General features: G+C 68.3%; 18 protein-coding genes. 3 read left to right on the top strand and 15 right to left on the bottom strand.

From position 1 onward, the window contains the following. The first annotated feature begins 6 nt into the window (after positions 1-6). Complete coding sequence (locus ACIP5Y_RS03920; RefSeq protein ID WP_400347324.1) at positions 7-267, top strand: hypothetical protein; 261 nt, start codon at positions 7-9, stop codon at positions 265-267. Here ACIP5Y_RS03920 and ACIP5Y_RS03915 read toward each other — a convergent pair. Then, positions 264-785, bottom strand: a complete 522-nt coding sequence (locus ACIP5Y_RS03915; protein WP_400347322.1) for a GNAT family N-acetyltransferase — start codon at positions 783-785, stop codon at positions 264-266. The two genes, ACIP5Y_RS03920 and ACIP5Y_RS03915, sit on opposite strands and share 4 nt — an antisense overlap. A 53-nt stretch (positions 786-838) precedes the next feature. Beyond that, positions 839-1,030 (bottom strand): 50S ribosomal protein L28, encoded by a 192-nt coding sequence (rpmB, locus tag ACIP5Y_RS03910; RefSeq protein WP_011210730.1) that lies wholly within the window; start codon positions 1,028-1,030, stop codon positions 839-841. A 347-nt stretch (positions 1,031-1,377) separates the two neighbouring features. On the opposite strand from rpmB, the gene ACIP5Y_RS03905 reads away from it, so the two are divergent. Both ACIP5Y_RS03905 and recG read left to right on the top strand, forming a co-directional pair. Continuing rightward, positions 1,378-3,252, top strand: a complete 1,875-nt coding sequence (locus tag ACIP5Y_RS03905) for a DAK2 domain-containing protein (protein ID WP_400347319.1) — start codon at positions 1,378-1,380, stop codon at positions 3,250-3,252. Next, positions 3,253-5,520, top strand: coding sequence for an ATP-dependent DNA helicase RecG (gene recG / locus ACIP5Y_RS03900; protein ID WP_400347317.1), 2,268 nt, complete (start codon positions 3,253-3,255; stop codon positions 5,518-5,520). A 126-nt stretch (positions 5,521-5,646) separates the two neighbouring features. Here the strand turns inward: recG and ACIP5Y_RS03895 are convergent, their stop codons facing one another. The 13 genes from ACIP5Y_RS03895 to ACIP5Y_RS03835 form a co-directional block, all read right to left on the bottom strand. Further along, positions 5,647-7,053: an MFS transporter gene (locus ACIP5Y_RS03895; protein ID WP_400347316.1), complete on the bottom strand. Its 1,407-nt coding sequence runs from the start codon at positions 7,051-7,053 to the stop codon at positions 5,647-5,649. Then, complete coding sequence (locus ACIP5Y_RS03890) at positions 7,050-7,994, bottom strand: ketopantoate reductase family protein (protein ID WP_400347315.1); 945 nt, start codon at positions 7,992-7,994, stop codon at positions 7,050-7,052. The genes ACIP5Y_RS03895 and ACIP5Y_RS03890 overlap by 4 nt, the downstream gene beginning before the upstream one ends. After that, positions 7,994-9,286: a 2-isopropylmalate synthase gene (locus ACIP5Y_RS03885; protein ID WP_400347313.1), complete on the bottom strand. Its 1,293-nt coding sequence runs from the start codon at positions 9,284-9,286 to the stop codon at positions 7,994-7,996. Before ACIP5Y_RS03885 ends, ACIP5Y_RS03890 begins: the two co-directional genes overlap by 1 nt. A 42-nt stretch (positions 9,287-9,328) precedes the next feature. After that, positions 9,329-10,933 carry a cation acetate symporter gene (locus ACIP5Y_RS03880; RefSeq protein WP_400347311.1) on the bottom strand — a complete coding sequence of 535 codons (1,605 nt, stop codon included), beginning with the start codon at positions 10,931-10,933 and terminating at the stop codon, positions 9,329-9,331. Then, entirely contained in the window at positions 10,927-11,265 is a 339-nt protein-coding gene (locus tag ACIP5Y_RS03875) for a DUF485 domain-containing protein (protein WP_400347309.1), read from the bottom strand. Before ACIP5Y_RS03875 ends, ACIP5Y_RS03880 begins: the two co-directional genes overlap by 7 nt. A gap of 85 nt (positions 11,266-11,350) precedes the next feature. Continuing rightward, entirely contained in the window at positions 11,351-13,006 is a 1,656-nt protein-coding gene (locus ACIP5Y_RS03870) for a cation acetate symporter (protein WP_400347307.1), read from the bottom strand. Continuing rightward, positions 13,006-13,350, bottom strand: coding sequence for a hypothetical protein (locus ACIP5Y_RS03865; RefSeq protein ID WP_400347305.1), 345 nt, complete (start codon positions 13,348-13,350; stop codon positions 13,006-13,008). The genes ACIP5Y_RS03870 and ACIP5Y_RS03865 overlap by 1 nt, the downstream gene beginning before the upstream one ends. Beyond that, complete coding sequence (locus tag ACIP5Y_RS03860; RefSeq protein ID WP_400347303.1) at positions 13,350-14,126, bottom strand: LytR/AlgR family response regulator transcription factor; 777 nt, start codon at positions 14,124-14,126, stop codon at positions 13,350-13,352. The genes ACIP5Y_RS03865 and ACIP5Y_RS03860 overlap by 1 nt, the downstream gene beginning before the upstream one ends. Beyond that, positions 14,123-15,118, bottom strand: a complete 996-nt coding sequence (locus ACIP5Y_RS03855; RefSeq protein ID WP_400347301.1) for a sensor histidine kinase — start codon at positions 15,116-15,118, stop codon at positions 14,123-14,125. The genes ACIP5Y_RS03860 and ACIP5Y_RS03855 overlap by 4 nt, the downstream gene beginning before the upstream one ends. A 242-nt stretch (positions 15,119-15,360) precedes the next feature. After that, positions 15,361-15,732 carry a hypothetical protein gene (locus ACIP5Y_RS03850; RefSeq protein ID WP_400347299.1) on the bottom strand — a complete coding sequence of 124 codons (372 nt, stop codon included), beginning with the start codon at positions 15,730-15,732 and terminating at the stop codon, positions 15,361-15,363. 32 nt (positions 15,733-15,764) lie between these two features. Continuing rightward, on the bottom strand, positions 15,765-16,187 hold the full coding sequence (locus ACIP5Y_RS03845; protein ID WP_400349114.1) for a roadblock/LC7 domain-containing protein: 423 nt from the start codon (positions 16,185-16,187) through the stop codon (positions 15,765-15,767). Between the two features lie 132 nt (positions 16,188-16,319). Beyond that, entirely contained in the window at positions 16,320-17,153 is an 834-nt protein-coding gene (locus ACIP5Y_RS03840) for a hypothetical protein (RefSeq protein ID WP_400347297.1), read from the bottom strand. Continuing rightward, positions 17,143-17,535 carry a hypothetical protein gene (locus ACIP5Y_RS03835; RefSeq protein ID WP_400347296.1) on the bottom strand — a complete coding sequence of 131 codons (393 nt, stop codon included), beginning with the start codon at positions 17,533-17,535 and terminating at the stop codon, positions 17,143-17,145. Before ACIP5Y_RS03835 ends, ACIP5Y_RS03840 begins: the two co-directional genes overlap by 11 nt. Between the last annotated feature and the right edge of the window lie 24 nt (positions 17,536-17,559).

Here is a 17,559-nt window from a genome sequence, read left to right as displayed (position 1 = left end):
ATGTACATGCAGAAGAAGACTGCCCGTGGTGTTTTCGTCGCGCTGGCCGCGGGGGCCGCGCTCGCCGCTGTTCCGGCCGCCGCCAATGCGGAGCCGCTGACACTGGCGCCCGCCCCCGCGGAGACCGCCCCGCAGGCCGCCGCGCCGGTGGGGAGCCTGTTCGATACCAACAGCGTGAGCGGGCTGTCCTCCAATGTGACCTCGCGGGTCGCCTGCATCTTCCAGTCGATCAGCCAGAATGTGGACTGCATCAACGGCCAGAACTAGGCCCGGCGCAGCATCCGCACTTGTGCTGCGGGAGTGAAGGCTTCGACTCGGCGCGCGCCGTCGAGTTCGAAGCCGTTCTTCTTGTAGAAGGCCTGTGCGCGGGGGTTCTCCTCGAACACCCAGAGTGAGGTGTCCTCCGTCCGCGACAGCACCGCGTCCATCAGATCCTGCGCCACTCCGGTGCCGTAGTAGGCGGCGCGCACATACATGGCATTGAGTTCCTGTGCGGCGGGCGGGCTTTCCTCCCGGGCCGGGCTGCTACAGGCGAAGCCGATGACGATATTGTCGGCGACCGCGACCACCATGCGGCCTGCGGATTTGATCCGGATGCGTTCCCATGCCTCGGCGCGCCTGCCGATATCGAAGGCGTCCAGCATGTCCTGGGGCACCAGGCCCTGATAGGCCTCACGCCAGCAGGCGACGTGGCAGGCCCCAAGACTGTAGGCGTGCACTGCCGCCAGCGGGACGACATTCCAGTTACGCAATTCCGCCCCCGAGTGGTCGATCGTTCCGGGCACAAGCAAAAGCCCCGGACCCATTCTGGGTGCCGGGGCTTCTGAGGTGAAGCTGATTAACCGCGGACGACCTTGCCGGCCTTCAGGCAGGAGGTGCACACGTTCATGCGGCGGGTGTTGCCGGGGGCAACCTGCGCGCGCACGGTCTGGATGTTCGGGTTCCAGCGACGGTTGGTGCGCCGGTGCGAGTGCGAAACCGACTTACCGAAGCCGGGGCCCTTGGCGCAAACGTCGCAGACGGCAGCCATAGTCGCGAGCTCCTTCATGTCATGTGGGGACGCGCTGCAAGATATACAGCGTGTCCGAAATCTAATGTCTTGGACGTGCCAGCCAGTGGATCACTGGCGACGCTGTGCCGATTCCGACAGAGTGCGGTATCAGCTGCCGCGTCAGGCAACCCTGCAAGAGTAACCAACCTGTATCGGCGATGTCCAATTGCCCCCTGCGCGGTGACCGGTGTGCGGCGGCTCGCCGGTGGTATTCGCTACTCGAATGCCAGGTGACGGCGCGATGTCGGGGTGCACGACTAGGCTGGCGGCCGGGGTTTGTACAGCTGTGTGGCCGGAAGGCCCGGTGTGGCGGAAGGACGGTGACGGTGCCCGGGGTAGGGGATGCGCTCGACGGTACTGCGCTGCTGCGCTGGGCTCGGCTCAGCCTGGCCGCCCTGGAACGCCACCGCGACGAGATCAACACCCTCAACGTCTTCCCGGTCGCCGACTCCGACACCGGCACCAACCTCCTCGCCACCATGCGCGCGGCCGTCCGCGCCGGCGAAGCGGCGGTACCGGCCGCGGTAGGTGATGGTGATCACGTTCGGTCCGGCCACCCGGGTGTGCCCGGAGTGGCCGTGGCCGCGGATGATCCGCTCCACGTGGACGTGACGAAACGCGCTGCGGGTGCCGGCGAGGCCGTATCGACCGGTGATCAGGAGGTCGTGCCGACCGGTGATCGCACGCTCTCGGCCCGCGAGATCGCGGCGGCGATGGCGCGGGGCGCGACGGCCGGGGCACGGGGGAATTCGGGGATCATCCTGTCGCAGGTGTTGCGGGGTATTGCCGACGCGGCGGCCGATGGGCCGTTGAGTGAGCGCACCTTGCGGGTCGGGCTGCGGCGGGCGGCACGGTTGGTGCGGGAGGCGCTGAGTTCTCCGGTCGAGGGGACGATGCTCACGGTGCTGGATCGGGCTGCCGAGCGGGCGGCCGATTGCCCGGAGCATTCGCTCGAGGCGGTGGCGCTGGCCGCGGCGGATGGTGCGGCGAAGGCTTTGGGGGAGACGCCGGCGCAGTTGGGGGTGTTGCGCGAGGCGGGTGTGGTGGACGCGGGGGCGCGTGGATTGCTCGTGCTGCTGGATGAACTGGTTGTGATCTCGGGTGGGGTCGCGCCCGCTCGGCCCGCATACGCGCCGGTGTCGCCGTCGACCGCGGGAACGCGCGGGCGGGAGTCCGGTGCCGCGGGCCTCGGTGGCGTGGCCCGGCCGGGCGGGACGGTGCCGGCCCTCGGCGGCGGGGGGCGTGCGGCGGAGCTGGATCGGCCGGGTGGCTCGGATGTGGTTGCGGGCGAAGCGAATTCGTGGGTGGCTACGCCGCAGTACGAGGTGATGTTTCTGCTGCGGGAGACCGATGAGGGGCGGACCCGGCGGCTGCGGGATCGGCTTGCGGAGCTGGGGGATTCGGTGGTCGTCGTCGGCGACGGGGCGGGTGGCTGGTCGGCGCATGTGCATTGCGCGGATGCCGGGGCCGCGGTCGAGGCCGGGATGGCGGCGGGGATATTGAGCGGTATCCGGATCGAGTGGCTGGCGGTGTCGGCGCATGCGGCGGCCGGTGATCGGGGGATTCTGGCTGTTGCCAACGGAAGCGGGGCCGTGCGGTTGTTCGAGGATGCGGGTGCGGCGGTGCTGGAGGGGGATGTGACTGCCGAGGCGCTGCTGGCGGCGATCCGGCGGATGTCGCAGCGCGAGGTGCTGGTGCTGCCGAACGGGGCGCTGCCCGCGCACGAGCTGGTGGCGGTGAGTGTGGCGGCCCGTGACGGTCAGCGCGATGTGCTGATGCTGCCGTGCGGGTCGATGGTGCAGGGGCTGGCGGCGCTGTCCATGCACGATGGGGGCCGGATGGCGGTGGACGACGCGTTCGCCATGTCGGAGGCCGCCGCCGGAACCCGTTGGGGCGCACTGCGGATCGCGCCGGAGCGGGCGCTGACGATTGTCGGCACCTGTGCGGCGGGCGACGGTCTGGGTTTGGTGGGGCACGATGTGGTGGTGATCGATTCGGATGTGCGGGGCGCCGGGCGCACGCTGCTGGATCGAATGCTGGGCCTCGGCGGGGAATTGGTGACGATGCTGGTCGGCGCCGAAGCGCCGCAAGGGCTTTCGGAAGAGCTGGCGGACCATGTCGCCGCGGCCTTCCCGGGCGTGGAGGTGGTGGTGTATCCCGGCGGTCAGGCCGGTGATCTGGTGCAGATCGGGGTGGAATAGATGGCGACACTGGCTGATCGGCTCGACTACGTGCTCGGGGTGAAGGCCGCCGAGCCGCTGGGCGAGGCGTTCGACATGCAGACCGTGGAGGATCTGCTGCGGCACTATCCGCTGCGCTATGCCACCCAGGGGCAGCCCCTCACCGAGGAGGCGCCGGAGGAGGGGCAGCACATCACCGTGATGGGCCGCGTCACCAAAACCGAACTGCGGCCCATGAAGAACCGCAAGGGCAGCCTGCTGAAGGTGGCCCTGGACACCGGCGACGCCCGCCCGGTGGAGATCACCTTCTTCAATGGCGACAAGGTGCGCTACCTGGTCAAGGAGGGTGTGCGCGCCATGATGTCGGGCACCGTGCACTGGTGGCGCCCCGACCGCTGGAACCTCTCGCATCCGGACTATCTGATCCTGCCCGATAAAGAGGACGGCTCGATCGAGAACCTCACCTCGGTCCGCGGCGGCGGCGCATTGCGCGGGCTGGCGGCGAGCGCGAAAGGCGCGGGCGGCGTAGATGTCTCGTTCTTCGAGCGGGAGTTCATCCCGGTGTATCCGGCCACCGCGAAGGTGCAGAGCTGGGATCTGCTGCGCTGCGTGCGGCAGGTGCTCGATCAGCTCGACCCCATCGACGATCCGCTGCCCGAATCACTGCGCACCGAGCACGACCTGCTGCCGGTATCGGACGCCCTGCGCCTGATCCACCTACCCGAGCACAAGGCCGATATCGAACAGGCCAGGGGCCGTTTGCGTTTCGACGAGGCCCTGGCCCTGCAGCTGGTGCTGGCCGAACGCCGCCACCAGGTGGAGGGCCGCACCGCCAAGCCGTGTGTCCCGCGCACCGACGGCATCGCCGCCGCGTTCGACAAACGGCTGCCGTTCGAGCTGACCGAGGGCCAGCGCACCGTCATCGACGAGATCTCCGCCGACCTGTCCCGCAGTCACCCCATGCATCGGCTGCTGCAGGGCGAGGTGGGTTCCGGTAAGACGATCGTCGCCCTGCACGCCATGCTGCAGGTGATCGACAACGGTCAGCAGTGCGCGCTGCTCGCCCCCACGGAAGTGCTTGCCTCGCAGCACTTCCGGTCCTTGAAGAACATGCTCGGCGACCTCGGCTCGGCCGGTGAACTGGGCGCCGCGGATCTCGCCACCAAGGTGGTGCTGGTGACCGGCTCCATGTCCGCGGGCCAGAAGAAGGCGGCGCTGCTGGACGCGGTCACCGGTGAGGCCGGTCTGGTGATCGGCACGCACGCGCTGATCCAGGACAATGTCGACTTCTTCGATCTCGGCATGGTGGTGGTCGACGAGCAGCACCGATTCGGCGTCGAGCAGCGGGATGCCTTGCGCGCCAAGGCCAAGAACGGCATCAGCCCGCACCTGCTGGTGATGACGGCGACCCCGATTCCGCGCACCATCGCCATGACGACGCTCGGCGATCTGGAAACCTCCGTCCTCACCCAGCTACCCCGGGGCCGTTCCCCGATCACCTCGAAGGTGGTGCCCGCCAAGGTGAAACCCGCCTGGGTGGACCGGGCCTGGGAACGCATCCACGAGGAGGTCGAGGCGGGCCGACAGGCGTACGTCGTCTGCTCCCGCATCGGCGACGACGAGGAGAACGGAAAAGCGAAGGGCCGCAAGAAGGCCGAGGAGGAGAAGGAGGGCCCCACCACCCACTCCGCCCTCGACATCTACGAACTCCTCCGTACCGGTCCCTTGAAGGATCTGCGCGTGGGTCTCCTGCACGGCCGCCTCCCCTCCGACGAGAAGGACCGTGTCATGCGGGCTTTCAACGACGACGAGATCGACGTCCTGGTCTGCACCACGGTCGTCGAGGTCGGCGTCGACGTCCCCAATGCCACGGTCATGGCCATTGTCGATGCCGACCGCTTCGGCGTCAGCCAGCTCCATCAGCTCCGCGGCCGAGTGGGCCGGGGCAAGCACGCCGGCCTGTGTCTCCTGATTACAGAGACCAATCCGGTCGGTACCGCCATGGCCCGCCTGGAAGCGGTGGCGGGCACCACCGACGGCTTCGAACTCTCCGTTCTCGACCTGCGTCAACGCCGTGAAGGCGATGTCCTGGGCTCCGCCCAGTCCGGCACCGCCCGTAGTCTCCGCCTGTTGTCCCTCCTGGACGATCTCGAAGTCATCACCGCCGCCCAGCAATTGGCCCGCGAAGTGGTCGAATCGGATCCCGGTCTGGAGAACCATCCGGGCCTGGCCCGCATGATGCATGCCGCGGTCGACGGCGAACGCCTGGAGTACCTGGCCAAGTCCTGACCGTACCGCTGGAGGTGGATCGGCCGACCTCCTCCAGAGGTATGCGGTCCCTACTCCGGGGCGGGATGCCCTGGACCACACTGTGGCCCGAGCTGCGTGCACAATAGCCGGCCGGTGGGGCCGGCCCTACGCACTCGACGGAGTCGAACGGGTTCCGGCCACGGCCAGGCGGCCCGTGGTGAGGACGCCGGCGAAAGCGGCTGCGATCAAGAGCATCGGCCACAACAATTGCTGGGCGAAGGTCATGCCGCCGAGGATCGCTACGGCGATGACCATGCCGGATTGGCGACTGGTGTTGAGGAGGCCGGCGGCGGTGCCGGCTACCGGGGCAGGGCTGAGGTGCATGGCGGCGGCGCTGAGGGATGAGGCGAGAACGCCTGCGGCGTAGCCGATCAGGGCGGTGGGGGCCATGGCGGCGACGAGGTTTCCGCTCAATGACAGGACCGCGGAGGCGGTGGCGCCGATCAGGCCGAGGGCGGCGGTCAGGACGATAGCGCGGTCACGCCGGGATGGGTTGATGATCAGGGCGGTGACGTTGCCGAGGAACCAGCTGATGCAGCAGACCAGGAGGACGTAGCCGGTGTGTTCGGCGGTGAGGCCGTGTTTGCGTTGCAGGAAGAGGGCCAGCACCAGCAGGGAGCCGTAGGAGGCGAATTGGTAGCAGCCGCCGGCCAACGCCACCAGGAGATACGGTTTGTTGCGGGAAAGCTCGGGTGGCACGGTCGGATTCGTGGAGCCGAGTTCGATGCGGAGCAGGCCGGCGGCCGCGAGGACGGCGAGCACGGCGGCCGCGGCGAGGAGCCAGGCAGGCCATTCGCCGTGGCGGCCTTCGATGAGGGCTGCCGCGACGGCGGTGAGCAGGACGCAGAGCAGAATCTGGGAGGCCGGATTCACCTTGCGCCGCACGGTTTCCGGCGCGTCGGAGAAGCGGCGGAGCATCCAGAGGGCGATCAGGCAGATGGGGACGTTCACCGCGAACATCCAGCGCCAGCCGAGGTAACCGGTCACCAGGCCGCTGAGCAGCGGCGAGGAGGCGATGCCCACGCCTCCGACCACGCCCCAGGCGCCGATCATGCGGGCGCGGCGTTTCACGTCGGGTATGCCCTTGCCGAGGATGGCGAGGGTCATGGGCAGGGCGAAACTGGCGCTGGCGCCCTGCAGGATTCGCGCCCCGATCAGTTCGGGGCCGGTGGTCGCGGCGGCGCAGAGGGCCGAGGCGACCAGGAAGACGGTCAGCGCCAGCTTGTAGACCTTCGCCGCGCCGAGGCGGTCACCGGCGGCGCCGGAGACCATGAGGAACACGCACAGCGGAATGGTGTAGCCGTCGAGGAACCATTGGCCCGAGCCCGCCGAGGCGTGCAGTTCGCCGGTGATGGTCGGCAGGGCGACATTGACCGCCGACGCGTCGAAGGCGACCAGGAAGTTGCCGATGCTGACGGCGATCACCCCGGCGAGGCCGAGCTGGGCGGGTAGCGGGGGAGCGGAAGTGCTTGTGGCACTGCCGGACTCGGTGAGGTGGCGGATCTCGGTCATGATCGCTGTCCCCTGGCGAGTAGTTCAGCGGGTAGTTGCGAGGCGTAGATGGTCCGGTGGATGGGTGTCGGTACTCCGGCTGCCCGGCCGAAGCGCAGCACCGCGCCGTTCTGGTACTCCAGTTCGGAGGGCCGCCCGGCCGCGAGATCGCGTTGCATGGACGAGGTGGTGTCGGGGCTGAATCCGAAGTACACCTTCATCATCCGATCCACATCGTGCTCGCCGAGTGCGATGCCGCGGGCCCGCGCCACGTCCAGCACCTCCACCATGGCCGCTCGAACCAGTTCGGCGGTAGTGGGTTCCGTGCGGGTGATACCGACGGGTTGCCGGGCCAGCGCGCCGACACCGCCGTAGGAGGAGATCAGCATCAGTTTGCGCCACAGCGTGGCCTCGATATCCGCGGAGCGGGTGACACCGATCCCGGCGGCCGCGAGTGCCGCGGCAACCGCATCGTTTCGCTGACGGGCCGCGCCGGATTCCGTTGCGAGCGGACCGATCTCCACGGTGGCATGCGCTCCCAGACATCGCACCGCCCACGGCCCGACCCGCTGTGCGATGACCACGCAGGTGCATCCCAGAATCGCTTCCGCCCCCAGCGACTCGGCGAGATCACTGCCCGCCTCGACGCCGTTCTGCACCGGCAGCACGGTCGTGTCCGGTCCCATCAGCGGCCGCAGCGCCACCGCCGCCTCGGCCACCTGCCAGGCCTTGACCGCCACGACGATCAGGTCCGCGGGTCCGGCGTCGCCGGGCACCGCCGCGACCGCGCGCACGCCCGGCGCCGGAATCTCCACGCCCCCATGCCCGAGCACCAGTGGTCCGGCCGCCGCGGCCGTGACGGTGTCCGCCCGGCCGACGACGGTGACCCGATGCCCGGCGCGGGCGAGTACGGCCGCGAAGTACAGCCCCATCCCGCCCGCACCGAAGATCGTGATGTTCATCAGGCCACTGCAGCCTCGACGTCGACCGGATCGTGGGCGTCGATCAGGCGCGGGGAGAATTCTCGATCTCGAAGAGCTTCCAGAGCGAAGTGCTGAACTTCGTCCAGCCGGACCATATCCCGGTAAAAGTCCTCGATATTCTCGACCAGTTCATCGAATTCCCTCTGCTTGCGCTCGAACAGTTCGTCCATGTGTGCGGCGAGCCGCTGGTACACGTCGTTGACGTAGTCGTCGTCGGCGAGGACCCGGGGATCCATGCCGCGTTCGGCGAGGATCTGCCGGATGTAGGTGGGGAACAGGCCGATCCGGTTGAGGAAGTAGTCGACCGGTCGCGCCACGCCCAGGTAGTCCGGGACATTGACGATGCCCGCGTTCTCGTTGCGGACCAGGAAGCCGCTGACGGGACGGTAGGGGCTGGGCGAGGTCAGGAAGACCACCTCGGACAGCCGGGCCGCCTCGCTCAGCTTCTCGATATCGAGGGCGCCGTCGGTGACGCCGATATTGTTGTCCTCGAAAGTGGCGGCGATGCTTTCGATCTCGGCGAGCCCGGCCCGGTTGCCGACACCGGCCACACCGCCCTCGATCATCTGGAAGCCGTGGAACACCGAGGTCAGCGAGTTGGCGGTGCCCAGCCCGCGGTCATCGTGGCCGTGCAGGTAGAAGGTGAAGTCGGGATTGTCGTGCACCAGGTTGGCGGCCAGCACGGCGGTGGCGTCGGGGACCAGGGTGCCGACCGAGTCGTTGATCCGGACCAGTGAGATGCCCTGCTGCCGGCAGCGTTCGATCTGCCGGTTGAGGTGTGCGTACTTGTCCTCGTCGACGGTGATCGAGAAGGCGTTGAGCAGGCTGGACCGCAGCTTGCGCACGCCGATGCCGTGCAGTCGTTCCACGACGCGCTCGAAAAGCTGGTGCTCCGAGTCGATTTCGATCATGCCGATGCTGACGTAGATCTCGCTCAGGTATTCCGGCGGCAGTTCCTTGGCCAGCTGCTCGATGAGCGGCTCCCAGGTCTTGAGCGTCAGGTTGAACGAGAACTGTGCGGCGTCGGGGATCCGGCCCACCAGGAATTTGTCGTCCAGCACCGAGCGCACGAAGGCCGGTTCGGTAATGCCCGAGCCCACGTCGATATCCGTCACACCGGCATTGGTGACCGCTTCGATGAGCGCCAGCTTGCCCTTGTCGCTGGCGCCGTAGGGGGCGCGCTCACACCCTTCGCGAATGGTTTCGTCGGAGATCGCCTTGATGGAGAAGTTCTGGTAACGCGGCTGGTGGCCGGCAGGGAAGGTCAGCACAGCATTGCTCCTTGTGAGAGTGATGGGTGGAGATTCCGAAAGTCAGTGCGATACAGCTTCTTCGGCGCCCACTCCGGTGAGGGCTCGCACTTCCATTTCGGCGTATTTGCCGTCGTCGCGCTCCTTGGAGAGCAGCGCGCCGAGCGCACCCAGCAGGAACGAGGCCGGGATCGACACCAGGCCGGGATTCTGCAGGGGGAACCAGTCGAAGTTCGCGTGCGGGAACATCGCCTTGGCATTGCCGGATACCGCGGGCGAGAACGCGATCAGCGCCACCGCGATCCCGCCGCCGCCGTAGATGCTCCACAGCGCGCCGCGGGTATTGAACCGTTTCCAGTACAGCGAGTAGAGAATGGTCGGCAGATTCGCCGAGGCCGCGACCGCGAAGGCCAGCGCCACCAGGAAGGCCACATTCTGGTTCTTGGCCAGAATGCCGCCGGCAATGGCGATCACGCCGATGACGACCGAGGTGATCCGGGCGACCCGGACCTCCGCGTTCTTGTCGTCGATCCGATCCTTCTTGATGACGTTCGCATAGATGTCGTGGGCGAAGGACGCCGACGCCGTGATCGTCAATCCGGCCACCACCGCGAGAATGGTGGCGAACGCGACCGCCGACACGACGCCGAGCAGCACCGGTCCGCCCAATTCCTGTGCGAGCAGCGGCGCGGCGGCATTCTCCTTCCCGGGTGCGGCATTGATCTTGGCCGGGCCCACCAGAGCGCCTGCGCCGTAACCGATCACCAGGATGAACAGGTAGCAGGCGCCGATCAGCCCGATGGCCCAGACCACCGACTTACGGGCCTCTTTCGAGGTCGGCACGGTGTAGAAGCGCATCAGGACATGCGGCATGCCCGCGGTGCCCAGGACCAGTGCCAGGCCCAGTGACAGGAAGTCGAGCTTGGAAGTGGCGCTGGCGCCGTACTTTCCGCCGGGGGCGAGCAGGTTCGCCCCCTTCGGTCCGCCATTGTCCACGGCGCCCTGCAGCAGGTGCGAGAAGTCGAAGTTGTATTTGCCGAGCGTCCACGCGGCCATCCCGGCGGCGGCCGCGATCAGCAGGACGGCCTTGATGATCTGCACCCAGGTGGTGCCCTTCATGCCGCCGACCAGCACATAGATGATCATGACCACGCCGACCACGGAAATGACCACGGCCTGCCCGGCATCGCCGGAAATGCCCAGCAGCAGCGACACCAGAATGCCCGCGCCCGCCATCTGCGCCAGCAGATAGAACAGGCTGACGGTGATCGTGGAAGTGGCGGCCGCCGCGCGCACCGGCCGCTGCCGCATGCGGAAGGCGAGCACGTCGCCCATCGTGAATTTGCCGGTATTGCGCAGCAGTTCGGCCACCAGCAGCAGCGCCACCAGCCAGGCCACCAGGAATCCGATGGAATACAGGAAGCCGTCGTAACCGTAGACGGCGATCGACCCGGTGATGCCGAGGAAGGTGGCGGCCGAAAGATAGTCGCCCGCAATGGCGATACCGTTCTGGCGGCCGGTGAAGGCCTGCCCGCCCGTGTAATAGTCCTTGGCGGTACGGGATCCGCGGCCGGCCCGGAACACCACGATCAGCGTGACCGCGACGAATACTCCGAAGATGCCGATATTGAGGGGCACATTGCTGCCCTCCAGTCCGGAATTCACCACCGGCCCCCGTCCACGTCCTCGCGGATCCGGTCCGCGAGCGGATCCAGATTGCGGTGGGCGTACCGCACATACAGCCCGGTGATCGCGAAGGTCGAAACGAACTGCAGCAGCCCGAAAACCAGCCCGACGGTGATATTGCCGGCCAGCTTGACCGACATGAAGCCGTGCGCGTAGTCACCCAGTACGACATAGAGCAGATACCAGCCCAGGAACAGCCCGGCCACGGGAAAGACGAAGCCGCGCAGGCTGCGTCGCAGCAGATTGAATTCGGGGCTGGCGTGTACGCGGGTCCATTCCTCGGATTCCGCGAGCTCCCGATCGGTGCTCGTCACCGGACCTCCCTGGCGAGCGTTTGTGATTGACATGAATCACGCTAGGAAAATCCGGAAAGGCCCGGAACAGTTGACCGACGAACCGTCAGCGGCTGCGACGAGTGGTCCGTGAACGACCGTTCGGCCGCGACGAACGGTCATCCTCATCCAGGTGCAGCCGCAACATGGCAGACAGCGCCCCGGCCGGCGGGAGACCCAGCAGGGACACCCCGATCATGGTGCCGAACGCCAGCGGAACCGACAGCGGCGCAGGCTGTGTCGCGAGCACGGCCGGCCAGCCGGACAGCGACGGCGCCAGCACCGTCACGCCGATGGCCGTGGAGGAGACCAGCAGTCCCACCAGCACCCCGGCCACCGCGCCCGCCGTCGTCAACCGCGCCCACCAGATACCGAGCACCAGCAGCGGCGAAAACGTCGACGCCGCAACGGTGAACGCCCACGTCACCAGAATCCCGGCATCGAGGCGGGCGGCCGGCAGCGCCAGCAGCAGCACCGCGGCCGCCGACAGCACCACGGTGACCCGCAATCGGCCCAGTCCACCGGTGCCCAGATCGTGTGAGATCGCGCCGGAGACGGCCAGCAGCAGCCCGAGCGAACTCGTCATGATGGCGGCGAAGGTGCCCGCGGTGAGCAGGGCGGTGAAAAAGTGCCCCTGCCAGCCGGTATCGACATGCATGGGCAACGCCACCACGACGGTGTCGGTCTCACCCGACAGGTACAGCTTCGGCACCAGCACCCCGCCGAGCACGCCGTAGATGCCGGGAAACATGTAGAACAGCCCGATCAGCGGAATGGTCAGGGCGGCGGTGCGGCGGGCGGCGCGACCGTCCGGGCTGGTGTGGAAGCGCATCACCATATGCGGCAGCCCCATGGTGCCGAGCACGGTCGCGAACAGCACGGCCAGCGTGCCCAGCAGCGGATACCCGTAATTGCCGACATCGAACAGCGGCCGCTGCCAGGTGGGACTGCCCGGCACGTCGAGCCCGGTGAGGTGCGGGGTGGGCGCACCGGCCGGGAAGATCACCGTCTGCCCGGCATGGAAGTGCTGCCCGCCCGCCCGCACCTCGTCCCGGAAGACCACCGTCGTGGTGCGCGGAAAGTGGCTGAACTCCACCGGATGCAGCGCCTGGGTGCGCACCGCCGCGCCGACGCTCACCAGCAGCCAGATCGCCGGGACCACGAAAAACGCCACCTTGAGCACGAATTGGAAGGCCTGCACATAGGTGGCCGCCCGCATTCCGCCCAGCGCCAGCGTGACGCTCACCGCCGCCGCGGCCAGCGCCACCCCCACCCAGTACGGCGTCCCGCTCACCACACTGAGCACCAGGCCCGAGGCCCGGAACTGCGGCACCAGGTACAGCGTGCTGATCACCAGCACCACCACCGCCGAAAGCCGGCGCAGCGCCGGCGATCCCAGCCGGGCCTCGGCGAAATCCGGCACCGTCAGCGCCCCCGAACGCCGCATGGGCGCGGCCACCAGCACCAGCATGAGCACATACCCGGCCGCGAATCCGACCAGGTACCAGAGCGATCCGACGCCGTCCTTCACCACCAGCCCGGCCGCGCCGAGGAAGGACCCCGCCGACAGGTACTCACCCGAGACCGCGGCCGAATTCACCAGCGGCGGCATGCGCCGCGACGCCACCAGGAAATCCGAGGTCGTGCGCATGGCCGCCACCCCGCGCAACCCGATCAGCAAGGTCGCCAGCATCACCCCCGCGGCAGCCACCACTCCGACCATCAACGACCCCGCTCCACCGCCTCCGCACGCCGCAGCTGCCAGCCGCCCAGGGCCGCCAGCGCCGGATAGGGCAGCAGCCACAACATGATCCACGACACCGGAATATCGAACACCCGCACCCGATCCAGGCCGGGAAAGACGCTGAGCGTCACCGGAATACCGATCAGCAGCACCGCCAGCAGGGCCAGCGCGGGAATCGCCCGCCGCCGCTGCGCGCGGTAATTACGCAGGGCCCGGTCGGTATCGGTCACCGCCGGCAGGGTGAGCTGCCGGGGCGGGCGGCGGTGGCCGCGGGCCTGCGCCAGGCGGGTCTGCGGGCTCATCACGGTGGCGCGGCGGGCCATCACGGTCGCCCGTTCTCGGTGCGGCGGGCCGCGTGCAGCAGGCGCTCGCGCAGTTCGCGGGCGTGCCGGCGGCTGACGGGGACATCGCCGAGCTCGGTGCAGGCCCGCAGCCCGTGCACGGAATCGGTGCGCAGTTCCCGGATGGCGTCCACGGCCACCAGGAAACCCCGGTGGGTGCGCACGAATCCGGCGCTCTCCCAATACTCCTCGAGCCGGGAGATGGGCATGCGCACCAGGTGCGCGCCGGAGGCGGTGTGCAGCTTCACGTAATCACCCTGGGCTTCCACGAATTTCACCTCGCTGCGGCGGATATAGCGGGTGCGGCCGCCGCTGTCCACGGGCAGCGCGGACATGGCGTCGGCGAGATCGGGGGACACCGTCGTGACCGGGGCCTCCGGCAGCATGCGCAGCACCTTGGCGAGGGCGGCCGAAAGACGTTCGGCGCGTACCGGTTTGAGCAGATAGTCGACCGCGCCGAGACCGTAGGCGGCCACCGCGTGCCGGTCGTGGGCGGTGACGAAGACGATGATCGGCGGGTCGGACAGCCGGCCCAGCAGATTCGCCAGCTCCAGCCCGTCCAGGCCGGGCATCGAGATATCCAGGAACACCGCGTCGAAACGCTCGTTCTGGATGCGCCGCAGAGCGTCCAGCGTGGTACCGGCGGTGGCCGCCTCCTCGATCTCGGGGGCCTCGCGCAGCAGCCGGGTGAGGTCCGCCAAGGCGGACGGCACATCGTCGACCGCCAGGACGCGCAGGCGGGGCACGGTTCTCGTCATGACGGCAACACTCCCGGCTGGGACAGGGGAACCCGGACCAGCACCCGGGTCCCGGCATCGCGCTCGGTCTCCACGACCAGCCCGTACCAGGGCCCGTAGGCGGTGCGCAGCCGCCGGTCCACATTGCTCAAGCCGACCCGGCCGGTGGCCTTACCGGCCAGCAACGCCGCCACCTCCGCCGGGGCCATGCCCACCCCGTCGTCCTCCACGCTGATCACGCAGTCGCCATTGCGGGCCTCGCCCTGTACCTGCACGGTGCCGCCGCCACCGAGCGGTTCGAGGCCGTGCCGAATGGCGTTCTCCACCAAGGGTTGCAGCACCAGATACGGCAGCGGCACCGCCAGTACGTCGGGCACGACCCGGATCTGCACCTGGAGTCGCTCACCCATCACCGCCCGCTGCAATACCAGATAGGTCTCGATGGCCTCGAATTCGTCGGCGACCGTGGTGTATTCGCCGTGCCTGCCCAGGCTGTAGCGCGCGTAGTCGGCGAAGTCCAGGATCAGATCGCGCGACAGTTCCGGATCCGACCGCACCGACGAGGCGATCACCGTCAGCGCGTTGTACACGAAATGCGGTGACATCTCCGCCCGCAGCGCCCGCAGCTCCGCGCGCGCCGCCTCCTGCGCCGCGACTTCCAGCCGCCCGCGCTCCAGCGCGTTCTCCACCAGCCAGGCGGCCTCGCGCACCGCCTTGCCGGCGCTCGGCCCGTCCACCACGAGGACTCCGGTCACCTCGTGGTCGACGATCAGCGGTACCGCCGCCAAACCCGGCTTCCCGGTGAACCTTTCACTGTGCAGGGCCGCCGCCGCCAGTTCCAGCGCGGCCGCCTCGTCCACCGGCTGACCCGACCATTCCACGTCTCCGGACAGGCCGGCCAACCCCACCGCATGCACGCCGAGCAGCCAGCGCAATCGACGCGCGGCCGCCCGCCCGCCCGCGCCGGCCGGGCCTTCGCTCAGATGCACGGCCACCTGCCGTGCGACGCTCAAAACCGCGATCGGATCGACGGGTCCGTCCCGTCGCAACCAAGTCGGCACGTCGGTGACCCCCTAGCCGTCGACCCCGAACTTCGATCATAGATCGACCGCACCAACCGGTCCACCGCAGGGAGAACTCGGAAGATGTTGCTACCGAACATCATTCACCGAAGATATATTTCCCGTGCGCGAAATTCGGACGGGTGTGGCGGCGCCCGCGTCCCCGATCGTGTGTCCAGGCGCCGCGAACGGGTTCACACCTCGAGGTCTTCTTCGATGCCCTTGAGCCGGTGGCGGGCCAGCGCCAGGTTGGCGCGATTCCGATCGAGGGCCAGATAGAGGAACAGGCCCTTGGACTTGCGGCCCGTCATCGGGCGGATGACGTGGTATTGGCTGCTCAGGGTGATCAGGATGTCTTCGATTTCCTCATTGATGCCGAGCTGTTCGATGGTGCGCATCTTCGAGCGCACCACCTCGGTATTGCCGGCCGCGGCGACCTGCAGGTCCAAGGCCTTCGAACTGCCCAGCATCCCGAGCGCCATACCGCTGTTGTAGTCGACGACAGCGGCGCCCAGGGCGCCGTCTATCACCATCATGTCCTTGAGGGCCAGATCCATATTGGACATGTTCATTCCTTTCAATCGGTGTTTCGGTGTTCTCATTTGGTGTCGGTCATCTGATCTGTCCGGTTGGAGTTGGTGATCGCCGCCAACTGCGCGGCGATGGTCCGGGCCGCGGGCCGCGATTCGAGGTGGAGGCGGCCGACATTCACGCCCGGGCCCGCGAGCACGGTGAGCGACGCGGTCCAACCGGCCGCGTAGATGACCACATGCCCCTCCGCGCTGTCCACCACCACCTCCTGGAAACCGCCACCGTGCGCGGTGACCGAAAGCCGGTGCGACAGCGAGAGATGCGCGGCGGTCAGCGCGGCCATTCCGGTGGGCTCGATGTGTGCCGGCAGATCGTGTGCGATGAGCAGCCCGTCCGTGGACGCCACCAGCGAACCCATCAGCTGCGGAACGCGTTCCCGCAACGTCCGCAGCTCCGCCAGCACCGCCGCATTCGGTTCGGGTCCGGACATGGTCACTTTGGTCAACCTTCCTATCAATCCGATCCGCCTCTTGCGCGCGGTCACGCCAGGTCCTCCAAGGCCGCCTCCCTTTCCGTTCGCGCTGCGTGGTTACGCAGGCTGCCTCCTTCGCGCCTGACCCGTTCATGCCAGCTCCTCCAGGGCCGCCCGCAGGCGGACGAGTACGTCGCGGTCCGGCGGTTCCCACCGATCGGGGACGGCGACCGAGGTCGCCTGCCGGACCCGGCGTCTCAGGGGTGGGGCCTGCGATTCGGGCCGTGTGGGTACCGACAGCACGGGGTCGGGCAGCACGGGTTCGGACAGCACCGCGCGCACGGGATCCGGCAGCACCACCACGACCGGCGGCTCGACCAGCCCCGCCGCGGTCAGCTCGCGCACCGCCAGCAGGCAGCCGTAGGTGGTGCGGCCCAGGTCCCGGGCGATTCCGGCAATGCTGCGCCGGGCATCCGCGGCGGCGAGCACCTCGGCCTGCCCGCCGGTGAGCACCACCCGCCGGCGCCGCACCCGCCGGATGGGCACCACCGGCGCCTGATCGACCAGGGACACCGGCCACGGCGGAGCGCCCGGATCCCCGCGCCGCCGGCATTCGTGCAGCAGTGCACCCGGACTGATGCGGCAGGCGGCGGCCAGCCAGTGCGGCGGCCCGGGCCGGAATTCCAGCGGTGCGGGCGCGGCGAGCAGAAAGTAGGCGGCGTCGAAAACCGCCAGCAGCGCGAAGGTTTCGAGCCGTGATCGAGCCAGCAGGCCACCCGGATCACCGGCGCGGGCGCGCCGCCATTCCTCGACCGTCGCGACCCCGGCCTCGATGAGCAGCCGATCCAATCCGGTGGTGTGCGGGCAGTCTGCCGCGGTCACCGCACCGTCCACCAGGTGGATAGCTCCCGCTCCCGAATGCAGTGTCCCGGTGCACCGTTGTTGTTCCAGCCGTTGCAGTTCGAGTGCGAGTTCATCGCGCATGACTGTCCTCGGCGAATTCCTCGAGAATCGCGCGGAGCTGGAATCGCGCTAAACCGAGATTGCCTGTCTCGTCATCGAACAGCACATGCACGAACAAGCGTCCGTCGAAGTCGCCGTTGATCATATTCAGTAGGTGATATCCGTGGGTGCCGGCGATGATGATCGCGGTGATGTCATCGCCCGGGTGACCGGTGGCGAGGGCGGGACAGGTGAGCACGGCGCGCACCACATCGGTGGCGGCTGCGGCGTCTTCGTGCTGGTCCACGAGGTCGTGCCGCCCGGCGGCGGCAATGGCGAGCCCGCTGGCCCCGTCCACGAGGGTGGCGCTACGGGCGCCCGGAATGTCCATGATGAGTTTCAGGCATCCATCGATACCGAGCACCGCGCCACCGCTTTGTTCAGAAGA

The sequence above is a fragment of the Nocardia sp. NPDC088792 genome (genome assembly GCF_044750615.1).
Taxonomy (GTDB): domain Bacteria; phylum Actinomycetota; class Actinomycetes; order Mycobacteriales; family Mycobacteriaceae; genus Nocardia.
Note: the sequence above shows the minus strand (reverse complement) of the source record. Positions and strands in the feature narration are given on the sequence as shown.